Origin of the sequence: Dyadobacter sp. NIV53, assembly GCF_019711195.1 — a bacterium.
Lineage (GTDB): Bacteria > Bacteroidota > Bacteroidia > Cytophagales > Spirosomataceae > Dyadobacter.
Genome location: NZ_CP081299.1, coordinates 2,952,140 through 2,970,556, shown reverse-complemented (window position 1 = coordinate 2,970,556; position 18,417 = coordinate 2,952,140). Strand labels below are relative to the sequence as shown.

Annotated in this window: 11 protein-coding genes; 3 read left to right on the top strand and 8 right to left on the bottom strand. The window is 36.6% G+C overall.

Features of this window, described 5'->3' with window-relative positions:
- The first annotated feature begins 275 nt into the window (after positions 1 to 275).
- Together KZC02_RS11920 and KZC02_RS11915 are read left to right on the top strand one after the other, a co-directional pair.
- The gene (locus tag KZC02_RS11920; RefSeq protein WP_221394300.1) at positions 276 to 1,349 is read left to right on the top strand and encodes a TerC/Alx family metal homeostasis membrane protein; all 1,074 of its coding nucleotides are present in this window, start codon (positions 276 to 278) and stop codon (positions 1,347 to 1,349) included.
- A gap of 23 nt (positions 1,350 to 1,372) precedes the next feature.
- Positions 1,373 to 5,344 carry an AAA domain-containing protein gene (locus tag KZC02_RS11915; RefSeq protein WP_221394299.1) on the top strand — a complete coding sequence of 1,324 codons (3,972 nt, stop codon included), beginning with the start codon at positions 1,373 to 1,375 and terminating at the stop codon, positions 5,342 to 5,344.
- 6 nt (positions 5,345 to 5,350) lie between these two features.
- Here the strand turns inward: KZC02_RS11915 and KZC02_RS11910 are convergent, their stop codons facing one another.
- Positions 5,351 to 6,058: a DUF1080 domain-containing protein gene (locus KZC02_RS11910; RefSeq protein ID WP_221394298.1), complete on the bottom strand. Its 708-nt coding sequence runs from the start codon at positions 6,056 to 6,058 to the stop codon at positions 5,351 to 5,353.
- Positions 6,059 to 6,194: 136 nt separating this feature from the next.
- On the opposite strand from KZC02_RS11910, the gene KZC02_RS11905 reads away from it, so the two are divergent.
- Positions 6,195 to 6,584, top strand: coding sequence for an HIT family protein (locus KZC02_RS11905; RefSeq protein ID WP_221394297.1), 390 nt, complete (start codon positions 6,195 to 6,197; stop codon positions 6,582 to 6,584).
- Positions 6,585 to 6,598: 14 nt separating this feature from the next.
- Here the strand turns inward: KZC02_RS11905 and KZC02_RS11900 are convergent, their stop codons facing one another.
- The 7 genes from KZC02_RS11900 to KZC02_RS11870 all read right to left on the bottom strand — a co-directional run bounded on the left by KZC02_RS11900 (position 6,599) and on the right by KZC02_RS11870 (position 17,816).
- Complete coding sequence (locus tag KZC02_RS11900) at positions 6,599 to 8,035, bottom strand: capsule assembly Wzi family protein (protein ID WP_229254215.1); 1,437 nt, start codon at positions 8,033 to 8,035, stop codon at positions 6,599 to 6,601.
- Between the two features lie 256 nt (positions 8,036 to 8,291).
- A complete protein-coding gene (locus KZC02_RS11895) occupies positions 8,292 to 9,572 on the bottom strand; it encodes a capsule assembly Wzi family protein (RefSeq protein WP_229254213.1) in 1,281 nt (426 codons plus the stop codon).
- A 95-nt stretch (positions 9,573 to 9,667) separates the two neighbouring features.
- Positions 9,668 to 11,089: a capsule assembly Wzi family protein gene (locus KZC02_RS11890; protein WP_221394295.1), complete on the bottom strand. Its 1,422-nt coding sequence runs from the start codon at positions 11,087 to 11,089 to the stop codon at positions 9,668 to 9,670.
- Positions 11,090 to 11,130: 41 nt separating this feature from the next.
- Entirely contained in the window at positions 11,131 to 12,132 is a 1,002-nt protein-coding gene (locus tag KZC02_RS11885; protein ID WP_221394294.1) for a sugar transferase, read from the bottom strand.
- Between the two features lie 1,256 nt (positions 12,133 to 13,388).
- Positions 13,389 to 14,888, bottom strand: a complete 1,500-nt coding sequence (locus KZC02_RS11880) for a DUF1501 domain-containing protein (RefSeq protein WP_229254212.1) — start codon at positions 14,886 to 14,888, stop codon at positions 13,389 to 13,391.
- 45 nt (positions 14,889 to 14,933) lie between these two features.
- Entirely contained in the window at positions 14,934 to 16,553 is a 1,620-nt protein-coding gene (locus KZC02_RS11875; RefSeq protein WP_221394293.1) for a DUF1800 family protein, read from the bottom strand.
- Between the two features lie 63 nt (positions 16,554 to 16,616).
- Positions 16,617 to 17,816: a T9SS type A sorting domain-containing protein gene (locus tag KZC02_RS11870; RefSeq protein WP_221394292.1), complete on the bottom strand. Its 1,200-nt coding sequence runs from the start codon at positions 17,814 to 17,816 to the stop codon at positions 16,617 to 16,619.
- Positions 17,817 to 18,417 lie beyond the last annotated feature (601 nt).

Sequence of the window (18,417 nt, the reverse complement as noted above, 5' to 3'; positions counted from 1 at the left end):
TTATTCTAAATTAAATCAAATATGCAATAAGAGCCGTATTCAGCTATTTCGATCTGTTATTTCAGCAGCTAAATAATTTTTCTGGTTCTTTCAACTCTCAAAACCTACCGACAAAATTATACCTATCACCGTTTGTCCTATTTCAGATTCAAATTTTGAATTTTCATTACCTTTGCTTCGTTGGCTTAAATAGTAATATTATAATACGGATAGCCGATTTATTTTAATTTTATTGAGTACTGAGCGTTTTTGTTAAATTAAAATATCATTTTTTTATGTTTTCCAACGAAGTTGTGTTTTTCGGAGGTTTTGTTTTGGTAATCAGTATTATGCTCCTCTTGGATTTGGGGGTTTTTAATAAAAAAGATCATGTCGTAAAATTTGGTGAAGCGGCGGCATGGACTGTCGCATGGATTGTGCTTGCGTTAGTCTTTTATGTAATAATCAATACCCATGGAGATCTTATTCATGGAGTCAGCAATTATGCGGAGCTGGAAGCCATACAAAGCAAATATGCATCACATATTCAGCTTATACCAGGGAATTTTGAAGAAAGTCTGACGATTTACCGGAAGAATATGTCCCTTGAATTTATAACTGGTTATCTTCTGGAATATGCGCTTTCAGTAGATAATATTTTTGTGATTATTCTGATCTTTTCTTCTTTTGGTGTGAGAGCCAAATATTATAAAAAAGTCCTTTTCTGGGGTGTGTTAGGCGCTATTATCATGCGTTTCCTGTTTATTTTCCTGGGATCAGCATTGATGCAGCGCTTTGAATGGATCATTTATATTTTTGGTTTGCTGCTTGTTTATCAGGGTGGAAAAATATTTTTTGAAGGGAACAGTGATGAAAAAATTGATCCTTCCAAGCATCCGGTTGTGAAATTTACATCAAAATATTTTCCTGTATTCCCAAGATACGTCAGAGAACATTTTTTTGTCTTAAAAAAGGGAAAATGGATGTTAACGCCACTGTTTGTCGTGGTGTTGATTGTTGAATTTACTGATTTAATTTTTGCAGTAGATTCCGTTCCTGCTGTATTTTCAGTTACAAAAGATCCATATATCGTTTTCTTTTCGAATATTTTTGCTATTATGGGACTGCGTTCAATGTTCTTTTTTCTCAGTAATATTATGGGCCTTTTCAGGTTCCTTAAATATGGATTGGGTGTTCTTCTGGTATTTATCGGGGGTAAAATGCTGGCACATACCTACCTGCAATCCATTGGTTTCGAAACTGTTTACTCTTTATATGTCATTTTAGGAATTCTGGCTGTGAGTATACTTGCGTCGGTTGTTTTTCCGGAAAAGAAAGAGTCGGAAGCAGAAGTTTTATCAAATAGTTAAACGCAAGGATCGTTTTAGTGCTTATGAACCGAATCCTTAAAGCTTATTTAAAAAGACTCACAAATCTTAGTACGCGTAATAAATCTCTGCTGCTATCAGGTTTGCCAGCAGAGCAGTTTTTGGATATATGTGATACAGATTTTCTTTTGGGAAAATCTTCCTTTGAGTTTATTGAGCAATTAGTACAAAAGAAAGCCCGTATTCCGCTTTGCGATATGCAGGACCCGCGTTTTGAGCGCGTCAATGAAATCAGTAAAAAGCTTAGGAAAATAGCCAGAACTGAATCTTTTATTCAGGAGGAACGAGGTTCTCAGGATTTATATGTGGGTTATCCTTTTATACGTGGTAAACTTTCCGACGGAACTCCCATTCATGCACCTTTGCTTTTCTTCCCGGTAACATTAAAGCCGGATAAGGAGCAATGGTGCCTGTTTCACAGAGATGAGGCGGAAATAAGTCTGAACAGGAGTTTTGCTTTGGCTTATGCCCATTTTAATGAAACAGTAGTATCAGACGAAATACTTGAAAAGTCATATGAAGATTTTTCGAAAGATTTGTTGGAATTCCGTACGCAGCTTTATGAGTGGCTCAAAGAAACTCCTTTCCGGATCAACTTTAATCAGCAGCTTTTTGAAGATAAACTTATTCCATTTGAGGCAAAAAAGAGTTCTGAGCTGGAACTGACGGAAAAGAACGGGGAATTAAAACTATTCCCAGAAGCAGTGCTTGGCATTTTTCCACAAGCTGGCTCGTACCTGGTTCCTGATTATAATAGGCTTTTGGAACAATATGAGGAAAATCCTTTCAAAATGTTGTTACTGGAAGATGAAAATGACATTTCCGAAAATGATTTATCAGTACATATTCAGGTAGCTAAAAAAATAAAAGAAGAGGAGGTATTGACGCCTTTTGCAATTGACGAGTCCCAGGAAAGTATTATTCTTTCTGTAAAATCAGGAAAGTCGGTTGTGGTGCAGGGACCTCCCGGAAGTGGCAAATCCCAATTGATCTGTAATTTGATGGCCGATTTTTCTGCCAGAGGAAAGCGGGTGCTTTTAGTATGTCAAAAAAGAGCTGCTTTAGATGTGGTTTATCAACGTTTAAAAACAATTGGTATGGACCCGTTTGTTGCTCTCATTCATGACTTTAAAAATGACCGGTCGGAATTGTACAGGCAATTTGCTATACAAATAGAAAAAGTTGAAGCTTACAAACAGCAAAATTATAGCTTGGACGCCGTTTTTCTGGAAAGGCAATTTACACAGGAAAGCAGGCATATCGACCGGACAGTGGAGGAATTGGATGCCTTTCGGATCGCGTTGTTCGATGAGAAAGAGTGTGGCGTTTCTATCAAGGAATTATATCTGACGAGTGACCAAACTATGCCGCACATTAATCTTCCGGATTACAAATCTTTCAGGATTGATCAGTGGGACGATTATAAAAGACGGCTTAACACATTTGCAAAATATTCCCTTATTATCAATTCCAGTCATATCTGGAATCAGCGCAAAAGCTTTGAGGCATTTGGGCTGGGCGATCTGCGAAGTATGGAGAAAATGCTTTCTGACTGGCCGGACGCATATGAACAGCAAATTGAAAAATTCAAAGCAATAACCGGACAGCCATTTGCAGATGGATTGACTTCCAACCGAAAGGAAATACTGGAACGTTTACAGGACGTTACAGTATCCGTTCGGGACGAAACTACTTTTAAGCTTTTCAGGAAATACATTATCTCCGATTTTAGCAGTTATGAAAGATTGGCCTTTATACGACAGGTAACCGATTCTCTGGAAGGTATTTTGGTGGAAGATGGAGTGGAATTTTCACTGGAAAAATCGCAGCTGCTCACTTTCAGGGTACAGCTTAAAAAGGCCATTGATGCTAGGAATTCAGCGGTTAGCTCCGTTTGGTGGGATTTGTTTGGTTCTGATAAAAAAATTGTGAGTCAGGTTTCGGCAGAAAATGGATTGAATACTTCAATTGAACATTTGGTGAAACTTGAGTTAAAAGTCAGAAACCGGATAGAACTGGAAAGCTGGTTGCAAAATCCTAATTTATTTTTTGACCAAAAATATCTTAATATTTCTCTGGACCAGGAAAAGCAATACGCAGAATTCTTTCAACAGGCGGAATTTGCGGCGGATGCTTCAGTGAGAATAGAATTGAAACCATGGGTGACCATTCTGAAAAAACTGGCATTGGAGACTGAGGATTCCGAGGGTTTCAAATATAAGATAAATCAGCTAATTGGTTGGATTCAGATTTGGGATCGTATGGAATCTGTAATGAGCGAGTTCCTTCTGGCCCAACAGATAGAAAAGTTACAGACTGGTTCGGGGAATTATAGTGAGCTATTACTGACAGCACTAAGAAAAGATTTCGATTCGATAGTAGACATGGACAGGCTTTGGGAAGATATGAACATTGCTGAGCAATCAGTAACCAAAGTGATTGTAAAGTATTCTTATGAAAATGGGTTTTCTGATTCAAATCAAATCGTAAATCTTTTTGAAAATAGCATCCGACTGGGTTGGATTGAACATATTGAAAATAAATTCCCACAACTCAGAGCCGTCACTTCCCTGAAAATGCAACAGTGGGAAGAACAAATACAAGGCAGTATTATAACCAAGCAGCAGTTAAGCAGTGATATTACCGGAATTAAACTTCGGGAATCGACTTATCAGGATATTGAAAATAACAGGTTTGGAAATCGGGTTACGTACCGGGAGCTGAATCATCAGGTTACCAAGAAAAGGAAGATCTGGCCAATCCGTAAATTGCTTGAAAATTATACAGAAGAAGTATTTTCACTCGTGCCGTGCTGGATGGCCTCTCCCGAAGCAGTTTCCGCTATTTTTCCTATGGAAGCTGGATTGTTCGACCTGGTTATTTTTGATGAAGCCTCCCAATGTTATGCTGAGTATGGGTTACCAGCTGCTTTTCGGGGAAAACAGGTTGTTGTTACCGGAGACAGCAGGCAACTTTCTCCCAGTGATCTGTACAAAATAAGATACGAGGAAAAAACAAATGAAGAAGATTATTCGGCTGCTTTGGAAATAGAATCCTTACTTGATCTGGCTGCTCAGTCACTGGATCAATATCAGCTTTCGGGTCATTACAGGAGTTTATCACTGGATCTGATCGATTTTTCTAACCAGCATTTTTACAAAAATACATTACGCCTGTTGCCCGATTTCCAAAGTATTAATGAAGAAGAGCCTGGTATAAAATATATAAAAGTAGAGGGCATCTGGAAGCAGAACGCCAATCTGGTAGAGGTAGAAAATGTAGTGAAATTATTAAGGGAACTGAGTGCTGAAAATTATAGCGTAGGAGTGGTAACGTTCAATTTTTTTCAGCAGCAGGCAATTCAGGAAGTAGTTGAAAGAGAAAAAATTGTTGCTAAGGATCTGTTTGTGAAAAATATTGAAAATGTCCAGGGAGATGAGCGTGACATTATTATTTTTTCGATGGGATATGCACCTGACGAAAAAGGTAAATTAAGTATGCAATTTGGTAGCCTGAATGCACAAGGAGGTGAAAACAGATTAAATGTTGCAGTTACCCGTGCCCGCAAGCGGATTTATTTTGTAACAAGCTTGTGGCCTTCTGAGCTGAACACAGAACTTGCTGCCAATACAGGTCCAAAGCTATTAAAAGCTTATTTACAGTACGCACTGGATGTTTCAGAAGGCAGGTTTCAATCCAAACCTTTATCTACTGATAGTTTCCGGACAGATTGGCTTTTGAAAGACCGGTTGCTCAAATTAAACGAGAAATATAGCAAAGACCTTCCATTCAGCGATATTACGGTAAAAGAAAAAGAGACATATAAAGGTTTGGTATTGACGGATGATGATTTATACCATCGTTCCAAATCGTCAAAGGAACCACACGCTTATTTGCCTCTTCTTCTTAAACAAAAACATTGGCCTTTCAGCCGGATTTACAGTCGCGAATACTGGACCAAGACTATGAATTTATGAGTTTTCTTAAAGTTCCTTAATCCTGATATTACGGAAAGAAACTTTGTCGCCATGATCCTGTAAAGCAATTTTACCTTTGGGTGATGCACCAAATCCTTCCCAGGTTTTGAATTTACTGTCAGCAACCAGTTTATCCCAATCAGCACCCTGAGTTGGGAAGTCAACCACTTTTTTGCCATTTAACCAGCTTTCTCCTTTACCGCTTTTAATCACAATTTTGGCTTTGTTCCATTGTCCGGCAGGTTTTACAACACTAAAATCTGTTGCCGGAAGCATGTCATATAAAGAACCTGCTTTGTGATTTCCCATTTTACCAGCTTTTGCATCAGCATGTCTTTCGTCATCCAGAATCTGGATTTCAGGTCCGGTGGAATAGGGGCAGCAATATTTTTTATCCTCAATAACATGATAAATAATTCCGCTATTGGCTCCTTCCGCTATTTTCCATTCCAGTTCCAGTTCAAAGTCCCCATATTCTTTATCTGTTACCAGATCTTTCCCTCCTTTTTCGGCTAATACAATTGCGCCATCTTCAATTTTCCATTGAGGCAAAACTTTGTCAGACTGCCAGCTATGCCATCCATTCGTGGTTTTGCCATCAAACAAGCTCACCCATTTGCCTTTTTGAGCCTGGGCATCATTAGTACTGAATGATAATGCACATACAGCAATTAAAGAAGCTTTACCGAATGCCTGCCATTTTGTGAAATTCATATTCATTTTGTTAAAAGTTTCAATCACAATATTAAGTACTTTTATGCTCTGAACTACTTAATATTTGATTAAAGTTGATACGTTTAACAAACTGAACTGAGACTGACTTTTAATAATAATTATAACATTAAATAAAATGGCATCTATATTTTCAAAGATTGTAAGCGGAGAAATTCCTTGTCATAAAATTGCGGAAAATGAAGATTTTCTGGCGTTTTTAGATGCTTTTCCCATAGCAAAAGGACATACATTAGTAATCCCAAAAAAAGAAATTGATTACATATTTGATCTGGATGAGACTATGTATGCCAATTTATTCCTTTTCGCTAAGTCCATCGTACCTGCGCTGGAAAAAACCGTCCCTTGTATACGTATTGGTGTAAGTGTGATTGGCCTTGAAGTACCTCATGCCCACATTCACTTGTTGCCGTTGAACAGCATGGCTGATGCCGATTTTGGAACAAAGGTAAAAATGTCACAAGAAGAACTGGCAGAGCTGGCCGCTATGATCAGGTATAACATGTAATGAACTAAAAGGGCTTAAAATGAAAATTCTTTACGAAGGCCAAGTGTAAATCCATAGTTTTTTGGATACAAATCCCCAATATCTGCAGCCAATGAACCTTTCAGAAGAGTACCTCCCAATAAATTTACTTTAGTTTGAAGAGCAATAAGGCCGGAAAACTGGGTTGGAGATCCGTTGAAGGGAACATCGTATGTTCCTGAATTGTTGGAGTAAGAAAATTTACTTGTCCAGTTAACTTTTTGGTATAATGTTCCTCTAAGACCAATGTGAAAAACAGAAACACGGTTATTACTCGTGAAAAAATCGCTATACTTGGGCCAGTTCGGATAAGTATCTGAGGTTGGCGGAATAAAGGGAGTTCCAATTGCCCGGTCATAGTAAGACCAGCCATCATGAACCTGGCCATTGTTGAAGTAGTCGTCCTTGCCTCTTGCGTAACTAGGCTTGTTCCAATCCGCCGTATCTCCTCCCTGATTTTTTGTATAAAGGAATTCGAATACAGCTGCTGTTATTTCAAAATTGGCTCCATAAGAATTTTTACGTTGAATTCTTATTCCGTTCAATCCGTCCTTAATATTACTTAGCCAGATAAGAGATCCATCCTCGTAAATATTCTGACGATAAAGAAAAATACTTGCTGCATAAGTTTCTATTTCCAGCGCGAGATCAATACTTCCCAAATGATTTCCAACCCTACCTGTTTCGTCATTAATTCCGTTATTCTTGCTATGGGCTTTTCCCAAAATAACGTTTATATAATTTGCAAAACCGGTCGGCATTTTACCATCTACTGTATTATAAGGAGAATAGCCTCCCCATTGTACCTGATGATTAAAACCACCATAAAATTTAACTCTGGAAGTTGCCTTTCCTAATCTTGCATAGAACATCTTTTGATGCAATTTGAGATGGCTGGTTACAGGTCTTCCGCTTTCAAATAAACCTTCTGAATAAAAGGCATTGAAAGATAACCACCCTTTTGTGTACGGAATATTTACGAAACCTCTTGTGCCAACAAAAATGCGGGGTATAGGCATAGCATTGTTAGACCAGGCGTAAGAACCTGTTCCCAGTGTCGAATCAGCTAATCCAATTGATTGTTTTTTACGGCCTATATATAATTCCCAGTTTCGGAATCTTAATGATCCATAGGCTTGGGGAAGCAATATTTTAGATCCTTGCCGGGTGAAATTTCCAACTGCTTCAAGTCCTCCGCCGACCCGCCATAAGTTATTTTCATCCAGATTATAGAATTTTTCTAGTCCGCCTCTTACACTTCCTACCGGTGATGATTTGGGAACTACACCATATTGGTTGGCCTGAATCCAAAATGGAGTGCGTGATGTTGAACTTCCAAATCCTTGTAATTCTATGTAATTAACTGTTGAGTCTTTGTAAGAAGTTGCGAATGTATCTTGAGAAAATGATTTAACAGGTCTTATGACAATCAATAAGCATAACAAAACGCAGAAAATTGTTAAAATGTTTTTGTCAAACTTATACATAAAGGTGTGTTAACAGTAGATATTGACGATAAAAATAATATAAACTTTTGGCTATTCAATAAACATATTCCTGAATGAGGTAAGGTCAATAATCATTAGTTGAGAAAGCCTCTTTTTTTAATTCCTAATAGAAAACCGTTTGAAGCCGGGTAAAGATCACCAATATCAGATGCCAGGCTTGTAAAAAGAATGAGTCCTGATTTTATAGGTAATTTTTTTCTACATTAAGCAAAATAGAAATTTGATCCTTACGAACATCAAAGGGGTTAATATATGTACCAAAGTTACGCGAATACGTTGCTTTAAAAAGAATTTCAGCATTTAACCACGATGCCGTTGCACCAATATGAAAGGCCCAAAATCTATTATTATTGGTAAATTCCGATACGCTGGAATAGGTATCAGGTTTTGTGTCATTTTTATTTCCAGCCAATGGCGTACCCATATTCCTTCCATAAAATGACCATCCATTCTGGTATATATAGTTATTATAGTAATTTCCTTTTTCAAAAAGGCTTATTCCGGAAAACGGATTACTATTTGTCTGGTCCTTGGTGCCAACAACTTCAAGCAATATCGAGCGGATTTGGAAATAAGTGGTACCTGCCAACCTGGATTTGTTACGTTTGATGCTTAAGCCGTTAAGCCCGTCAGTAAAATTTATGACTTTGAATAATGACCCGCTTTCATAAATATTTTGACGATAAATAAAATAAGACCATTCTTTACGTTTCCATTGAAGACCGAGATCAATAGTACCAAAATGGTTTCCAATTTTTGTATAGTTAAAAGTTTTACCGGTAATAGTATACCAATAAGCTTGTATTGGCTTCATTTCGTATAACGGTGCAATTTTTCCTTCACCTCCCCAAATAGCCTGATGGTTAATTCCGGCGAATCCCACTAATTTTTGGTGATCGTTACCAATCCTGAAATAAAGAGTTTTTTGATGAAAGTAGGTCTGAGGTATATGTCTTGTACTGCCGTAATTAATATTTGTGCCATGAGAAAGCCCATCTGAATAAGAGGCTTTAATAGATATAAAATCGTTTGTAAAAAAAAGAGGATAAAATTCAGGCATTGCAATTTGCAGACGTGGAATAGGCCTGGAGTTTCCTGAAACGGATAAAGAACCAGACGTTAAAAGAGTATCTGCAAGACCAGTCATGTGTTTTTTTTGTCCGGCCAGTATCTCAAAATGTCCTATTTTACTGGCTACATATAAATCAGAAGCAAAAAGCTTTGTTGAAGTTCCGTAACTGGCAATTAATTCGGCACCTGCTGACCATTGTAGAATACGTGGATTATTTGGGTTGTAAATTTTATAAACTCCAAATTGTCCGGTTCCAAAGTTTCCTGAATTTGGAATGGTACCGTTTTGATTAGCCTGAATCCAAAATGGCGTTGCAGCACTTGCACCAGACAGCATGATTGATGCATTATACTTTAGTGTGGAATCCTGTGCAAAAATTTTGGATGCCACAAAAGATAAAAAGATAATAAGATAAGTACGGATCGTGATTACAAGCACAAAATTAATGTTTCACTGAATGCTGGAACAAATTGATGAATCAATCATCATCTGATGAAACCAATTTTTTTCCATCCAACGCTGGCGGCAGCAGTATTAGGATAAAGCTGGCCAATGTCAGTAGCTAAACTTACACTTACAATGCTCTTTTTCCAAATTGGTATTGATTTTTCTAATGATATTATAAAAGAAGTTTGATTCAATGAGGGTTTTAAGGGTAAATTATAATTTCCATAATTTTTAGAATATGTTCCTTTAAACATCAATTGGTAATCCATCCAGGTTGCATAAAAGCCAGTATGAAAAGCAGATATACGATTATTAATCGTAAAATCGCGACTATTATGAGGTAGATTATTTTTGATAAGAGATTGTGGAGAAATCAATGGTGTTCCCAGGGATCTGCCGCGGTATGACCAGCCTTGTGTATAAATATAATGATTGAAATAATTATCATTTCCGAAAATACCCGCGTTGTAATTAAATACTGCACCTCCCTGATTTTTTGTGTACACAAATTCTATCAACGCTGTATTGATTTTAAAGGTCCGATCTGATTTATCGATATTAGTTCTTTTAAAACGCAGCCCGTTTAAACCATCAGCAATATTAGAGAATTTTATTAGCGAACCATCTTCGTATATACTTTGCCTGTATAAGAAAAAGACTCCCATATTTGTTTTTGCCTCCAATGCCAGATCTATTGTACCGAAGTGGTTTCCTACGCGGCTGCCGGACCATGGCTTGCCAAAAACAACATACTTATACGCGGCACCTCTGCTAAGCCCGCCGCTAAAAATTTTATCTTCTCCTCCCCAAATAACCTGATGATTAAAACCAGCATATAAATTAAAAATAAAGTCTTTTCTGCCTAACCGGAGGTAAACTGATTTCTGGTGAAGGTAAATCCGGGAGACTTCAGATACATTTCCATACTGAACCTGTGCCGGGCCTAATATACCATCTGAATAAGAGAATTTAAATGCAAGGATATCACTGCCGGGAATAACATTAAAATACTTAGGTGCAGAAATTTGAATTTTGGGATATGGCCGGTAATTATTACCCATAGCAACTCCTCCGGAAGATAAAGTGCTGTCGGCTAAACCCATATATTCCTTTTTTTGACCAAGACTTAGTTCTACCGGTCCTAGTTTGCCGGCTAAATACAGATCAGTAAAAAAAATATTATTGGAATTACCCGTATTCGTGATCAATTCCAAACCAGCAGACCATTGGGCAAAGCGTTTTATACTGGTGTTGTACTTCTTGTACAATGCTAACTGGCCGGACAAAAAAGATCCATTAACCGGAATAACTCCGTTGGTATTAGAATGCATCCAAAATGGAGTTGAAGAGCCTGCTAAGGCTCCCCGAAGATTTACCTGATAAACTAGTGTAGAATCTTGGGAATGTACTTGCTCGTATGGTAAAGCAGCACAAATAAAAATAAAGAAGAATTTCTTCATGTTAATCACATAAATTTCAGAATTTCAGACAGCGAAGAATTTCAGCGCCCTTTTCTTCCAAAAATTACAATGATAGTTAACAGGATAATTTTCAATTCTAATTGCAGGTTCCAGTTCTTAATGTAATAAAGGTCATACATCAATTTGTGGCGTGCATCGGCAACTCCGGCTCCATAAGAATACATTACCTGAGCGTATCCAGTTATTCCCGGCTTTACATTGTGCCGCAAATTATAATAGGGAATTACTTCTTCAAAGCTCTCGCAGAAAACAGGCCTTTCGGGACGTGGGCCGATCAAAGAAAGATCCCTTCTAAATATATTATAAATTTGTGGCAATTCATCGATTCTGGAAAGGCGCATAAACCCACCGTATTTGAATACACGTGAATCCTTTTTCTTTGAGAAAATAGCACCATTTGCCTCTGCGTCCAGACCCATTGAGCGAAACTTAATACAATTGAACAATTTATTATCCATACCAACTCTTTCCTGCAAAAAGAAAGCAGCGCCGGGAGATTGTATTTTGATAATTATAAAACTGATAATCCAGACAGGCAGGCTTAAAAGAAAAATGATTGTAGAAACAGTTACATCTATTATTTTTTTTGGATAACGTACTCTTTTACCAAATGCGGGCAGGGTATGAATGTTGGGATTACTTTGGGTAATGTCCTCGGGTATGTATACTTTCTTAAGATGATTCTCACAAAAATCGTATACAGTCGTAATTCGTATTGATTTATTTCTTCTTATTACTAATTCATAAATAACATGGTAACGACTGTCAAACTGTGGATTAGTTACCAAATGTATCTTTTCGTATTTATCAAGTAGCGGACTTACAGTATTATTAAGCAGGTAATCATCATCAGTGGAATGCGGAACAAGAATAATCTCTTTATATATCTTCCTCAGAAGATGCAGATCGTTCTTTTGAAGGAAATAATCGTAGCTCGTAATGATTAAGACTTCGTCTGTTGTAGCAGTTTTGCTCAACAGCCGATGGACATACGGCCGGTTAGAGATTAATTTTTTGTTCATGTGTGCGATTATAGTTGTGTACTCCTTTGCAAGTTTATAAAAAAAACTTTAAAATAGGAAATTTTCTGAGTAGGGTAGCTCGATAATATAATTTTTTGAGATGTTGAACTAATCAGGATTAAATTATACGTAGAAGACATTAAAAATTATGTGAATTGGAGATAATACTAATTTTATCTGCATAGAATTTCTATTTAGACTTTAAAATAAAATTAATTTATTGGGTGACAAGCAAGGGGGATCTATTTAGTATGGATGGAATGTTTAATTATGTTGACAAGTATATGGCTAAGTATAAATCTAATTTAAATACAGAGCTTTTGAATTTGAAAATGTAGCCATTTACTTCTGAATAATTAGTGACCGTGGTTAGTTCAGTATAGAATGATTTGTATCTGATAGTAAAAACTAAAAGCAAATATTTGCAAATAATCACGTGGAATTGAAAAAATAACTTCTGAAAAATTCGGATTGTTGGTTCGTCAATGATGAAGTTATTATTCTATATAAGGTTTATTATAATGTAACTGATACTTTAAGTAAAAATCAACATTTTTAGCTGGAATTTAAGCATTAGTATATCCGTAAAGACCTTACTTTCAGAGTTGTATTGTTTAAATAATCGTATGACATAATAAATTGCTATGCGCTGGTCATACGGGTGGCAGTATATTTTTCTGACATTAAAAGTGGCTTGAATCGCAGTAGAAGCAGAAATTAGTTTAAATTGTATTTAATGGCCTGTGTCGTCGGTTGTAACTATTGTTGAGTTTATTGGAGCGAATGTATAGCGAGTTTTTATAAAAATTCACCAGTTAATAGAATATTCATTTACCTCACTTAATTGATTAGATAATTAACCTGATAATTATGGCTTTCTTGTTTAACAGCATAATTTTTAAGGTATAAAATGACAAGTTTTATCTTAAATTTCTATCTAATAAAACCAGGTGAAAAGGCCTTGAATCCATTGTAAAAAGATTTCTGAATTTTGTCTTTTCAATGTATGGAATTATTGTCAGGATAAAGATACTTACATCACTGAGAATATTAAAGTATTCATTCTTGCAGAGCTTGTTTATAAATAATAGTTCATGAATTCATAACAGGTTTAGTATTCTTTGACTTAAAGGGTCAATAATTTAAAATTCTTAGACGGTTTTATAATTTGTCAAAATATAATATTATTGATATTTTATCCTTTAATTGTACAGATGTTTTGTGGTATAATCATTAAGAAAAAGGAATACATATTATTAACCAGTAGTTTCAATTCTATAGTTACCTAGGAAACTTAATTCTGCTCCGCCTTCAACCTGAATATTTCGTACAGTTATATTCTGTCCCACTTGTACAGTGTGTCCGGTATTAATTTTTACGTAATCTTTTGGCCCTGGCATACAGCCTGCTGACCAGATATTCCGGTCCGGCCATGCACCAGATGAAACTGTTTCTATTACATTTGAGAACAAAGATGTACTTTTGAAGTTATTAAAAAGAAGTGAATTGGTAGTTGTAGCATCTGTACCAAACCAGTCTTTTAAAATATCAGAATATATCCTTCTAAAATCAATCTGCATTTTAATATCCTGATTTGGAGGCGGAGTTGAATTAATAGTTGGAGGCTCCAAATCATTTGCCAAGTCGGGATTAGTGCCAACAGACTGCCTTTTAATACCAGAACCAAAAACAAACATAGGAGCTGCAATCCCATGGTCCGTGCCAAACGAACCATTAGAAGATGCACGCCGCCCAAAATCTGAAAACGTCATTCCAATAACCTTATCTTCTGTACCCTGTAACTTTAAATCATTCTGAAAAGCAGCAATACTATCGGACAATCTTTTAAGTAAGGTTGCATGCAATCCTTCAGCTGGATTTGTTGAACTCACCTGATTGGCATGTGTGTCAAAGCCAGACATTTCCACAAAGTAGATTTTAGTTTTCAGACCTCCATGAATCATTCTTGCTACTATTTTTAATTGCTCAGACAGATCGGTTATACCGACTGGAGTTGGATAAGTAGCTTTATTAACACCAGCACTTGCAGCTCTCTTAACTTCTAAGGCAAATGAAGAATTCAACACTTGTTGTTGTCTGCAATAATTAATCAGCTCTCCAGCGTCACAGCAAGGAAGTTGATTAGAAGATACATAAGAATTACTTCCCAGTACCTGATAAAAAGTACTTGGATTTTCAAACGTAACACCCATTCCTAAAGGACCACCGGATAATGCCGGAGAGTTCATATTTCCTATTTGTACCGCCAGAGGATCTTCCATTTCTCCGTTGGGATAGTCAGCAGGATAATTAGGATAACGAGATTTAAGATATCTTCCTGCCCAGCCAGTATCAGTATACTGATTTGAATTTACAGCTGTCATCCAGATATCCGAAGAACGTACATGTGACTGGTTCGGATTAGGATAAGAGACAGAATGAATTATTGCCAGTTTGCCTTCATTGTATAAATTTTGCATACCAGTCATGGAAGGATGAAGACCTGTTTTAGGATTTCCAGCCAGGCTCAATACTTTATTTTCCGGAATTGCTATACTGCTTCGTAAAGAACGATATGCGGGATAATTGTCTAATGGAATAACGGTGTTTAGCCCATCATTTCCACCATTTAAATATATGATAACTAATATTTTGTCAGTATCTAATGCATTTGTTTTGATTAGTGATTTAACCAAAGCAGAGTCTTTTGTAAATGTTTTTACGCCAAAACCATTTACAGCGATTGGTAAAACCACACTGGATGCTGCTAAAAAAATCTCTTCTTTTCATAAGAAAGTAAGTCAAAAAATATGATACTCAGACATACGCGTAAGATATCTCATCAGTCGGGTACAGATATATAAGGCGCCAAGGTCTTTTTGATTTTTTCGATATGCGTTCCAGTAGCCTTTCCAGTAACTCCTATTCATGCCTTCCATCATAATAGTATCGATCAAATAGTCTTTTTGAGCTTGTCCTAGTTCAACTGCAAATAAATTTTTCACAAACGACTCATATACTACTTCACAATCTATGGCAGGAGACCCTTCAACATCTGCAAAATTAGGCTGGAGTGATTTTACCCAGGCCATAAGGTCAATGCCAAGAATATAGCCCGGATGGATCACTCTGTTTGGATATATCAACTCATCCATATGAGCACCTCGATTCATTAATGTTACTCCATTAATCCAGTTTTTTGAGTAGCCTATTTGGTAATACGGAACTGATCCAAAAACAGCAGGCTGATCCAGAAAGCTCAGCTGCATTCCAACCATACCCCAGTGCACAAAATCGGTATATTTTCTATAACCGGCTGGTTGAGTCGTGACATCAGGTAGCGGCTGATTGAAAAATCTTAATGCGCCGATCAGATATTCAGAAGGAGCCTTGATCATGGATCCTATGTTCTTGATATCGAAAAATATTTGGCTGGTCAGCAGTTTGATTAAAACAGGCTGTATTTGAAAGTTATTTTGCGGACTTGCAAAAAAATTGGCAAGTGGAATAATTACGTTATTTTCTATTTCCTGAGTAACATTGGAATTTACATACCAGCGGTAAAGCTTTCTGCATATAAATTTAGGTGATTCAGGATGTGCAAGGAGCATATCAGTTAATTCTCTCAATTCTATCTCACCACCTGTGTCGCCAGTACGCCCCTGAATGGTAACATTATTATACTTTGCTGAAAACGTTTTATTCGTTGTATCGTGCCTGCTTGGTGTAAAAACGACAGCTGTTGGAGGTGTCACACCATCCCATTTTGCGATACGCTGCCACCCGGTTAATACTTTGGAGGCAGCTTTTACATCATTTTCTGTGTAATTGGCATTTCCGGCAAAGTCCTTTTGACCAACCGTAAACAACTCCTGCAGTTCACGTGCATAATTTTCATTAGGATGGTTTTTTTCATTCTCATTGCCATTTTGATAGGTAAGCATCCCGGCACACTTGGAAATTTCAATGGTTAAGTCTTTAAAGCTTCCCAGGCATCCTTTTCTGAGTATATCCAGATACATATACAAAAATCGGTACTCACCAATTATACTATGAGCAACCACAAAATGATTTTGCCAGAATGCTGCCAGTTTTTCCAGGACTGATGGATAACCATTTTGCTCGCACATAAGGCCTACCCACCAATAACGTACAAAATAGCCCATTTGAAATTCTCTATTGGACATATATGGCAGTTTTAAAAAAGGCTGTCCATAAGTAGGGCCGGGATCAAGATCGACAGGTGGCGGAGCATCAATTGTTTTATTTACGTTATTGATCAATTGCTGAACAGCATCTGTTGCAGAAAGACCAGTAAAATTTGTAATTTCTTGTTGTGTAGGACCAAACGTTGCCCGTCGCAAAAGATGAGCAGCGGTCTTTGCAGTTAATGGTGTTGTGTAAGTGTCTAAGTATGGCATTGCAATAATTTTAAGAATGTTGATTGCCAGTCTCAATTAAATTCCAGTACTCCTTTTAAAATTCTATCGGTTAACTATTACCTTATGTGAACTAATAAGGCCATCGTTATATTTAATGGTTAAAATGTAGACACCAGAAGCTAGTGATCCAGTGTTAATTCCATCCCGTGAAACAGCCTTTTGAGTAAGTAGAGTTTCTCCGCGCAAATTCAGAAAGGTGACTTCTGCTATTTTATTGTTTTTATTAGAAGTAATAAACAACTTGTCAGAGACTGGATTAGGATAGATTGACATTCCGTTCTTAGTATCAAATGTTGCTGAGCGGATTGTACTGAAAGAAAACGTCCCATCCTTATCAACCATTTTTAATCGGTAAAGATTTTCTCCATTAAATGGCTCATTATCAGTATAATTATACTGTTTAAGTGTAGTATTGTGAGCAGATGCAATGAGCCTTTCTTCTATACTTATACTGCCTATCTTAGCCCAGGACTTACCGGTTAAGCTTCTTTCTATATCGAAGTAATCACTGTTTATTTCTGCCGACGTATTCCAGTTCAGTTGTATGGATGTTTCTGTTGCTGTTACATCAAAATTTACCAGAGTAACAGGTAAAGCTCCACCTGGAGCAGCTCCTAATGAATAAATTTTGTAGTTATCAGGAACGACAGATTCATTCGTAGTAATCGATCCCGTAGTCGCTGTGCTGGATTCTCCAAGTATTGAAACAGGATCCACAGTTGATTCAATTTTTACCCATTTTGAACCATCCCATCCAACAAGTAATAACCTGGATAAATCATTACTGCCTATAAGGGAGCTGATGTTACTGTTAGCGTTCCATGTCAGAGTAATTTTAGTAGAAAATGTACCATTAATATCCCAAAATTCATTTTCACTGATCGACCCAACATCCTGATCCTTAGAAGAAGTAGGGAAAGGGCCGCCAATAATCTCACTACTTGTTACGGTAGGATTTTCAAGGTAATATGCTCCTGTAATGCTATTTGCTTCTGCTGCAAATGGACGGTAAAATCCACCGTCACCAACTGGATAAATAAAAAAGTTAGTACCTAGCTTCTTAACATATCCATCAATATAACTTCCTGATGAAATTCCGGTAGACGTTACCTGTGCGGCATAACTAATGATCCCCATTCCGTTACTTCTGGAAGTAGTTATAACATTTGCATCCTGTGAGTAACACAGTGTTGATTTGAATAGTATGAATAAAATGAACAGAAGTGCCTTATAATAGGACAAAGTATTATAGATATAGCTATTTTTCTCTTCTTTTTTAGAAAAAATAGAGCATTTATCAAAATGATATACGGCGATACTTGTAGTTTCCAGCTCATAATAATAAAATCATTCTAATCAAATGTAGATTAATTTGGATTAAAACAAAAGAATTATTAGATATTAATTCTATGATCCTTGTTAATGATAGAATATGTGTAGAATTTAAATCGACTTATTTAACTATTTGAACGAAGCATTATTGGGTTCATAAGAGCTTTTTTATTCAATATTAAGTTTGCTGGCTAGTTTTCCGGGGAACTAAAATACTTGGTAAAATGAAATTAGAATATTGATAAAAGATAATCCGTTCATTTCCTATTCATTTAATGATAGGAAGTGAATAGGAGAAGTAATTACGTATATGATAATGTGGAATTCGAGGGTAATAACTGTTATCAAATGTATCAGTAATCTTCCTTGAAAAGTGAAAAAGATAATCAGTTTGGATATCTATTTGAAATGAGATACTCTAAATAGTTCTAATTTTAATCATTGAATGTATTTACACTGTATTAGAGTAAATATTACTGCCCCAATAAGTGTAGCACTATTAGCTGCTAAA

Bases quoted from the DNA above. Each gene is read 5' to 3' on its own strand.
- KZC02_RS11890 (WP_221394295.1), bottom strand. From the start codon at position 11,089: ATGAAGAAATTCTTCTTTATTTTTATTTGTGCTGCTTTACCATACGAG.
- KZC02_RS11905 (WP_221394297.1), top strand. From the start codon at position 6,195: ATGGCATCTATATTTTCAAAGATTGTAAGCGGAGAAATTCCTTGTCAT.
- KZC02_RS11875 (WP_221394293.1), bottom strand. From the start codon at position 16,553: ATGCCATACTTAGACACTTACACAACACCATTAACTGCAAAGACCGCT.
- KZC02_RS11920 (WP_221394300.1), top strand. From the start codon at position 276: ATGTTTTCCAACGAAGTTGTGTTTTTCGGAGGTTTTGTTTTGGTAATC.
- KZC02_RS11885 (WP_221394294.1), bottom strand. From the start codon at position 12,132: ATGAACAAAAAATTAATCTCTAACCGGCCGTATGTCCATCGGCTGTTG.
- KZC02_RS11915 (WP_221394299.1), top strand. From the start codon at position 1,373: ATGAACCGAATCCTTAAAGCTTATTTAAAAAGACTCACAAATCTTAGT.
- KZC02_RS11910 (WP_221394298.1), bottom strand. From the start codon at position 6,058: ATGAATTTCACAAAATGGCAGGCATTCGGTAAAGCTTCTTTAATTGCT.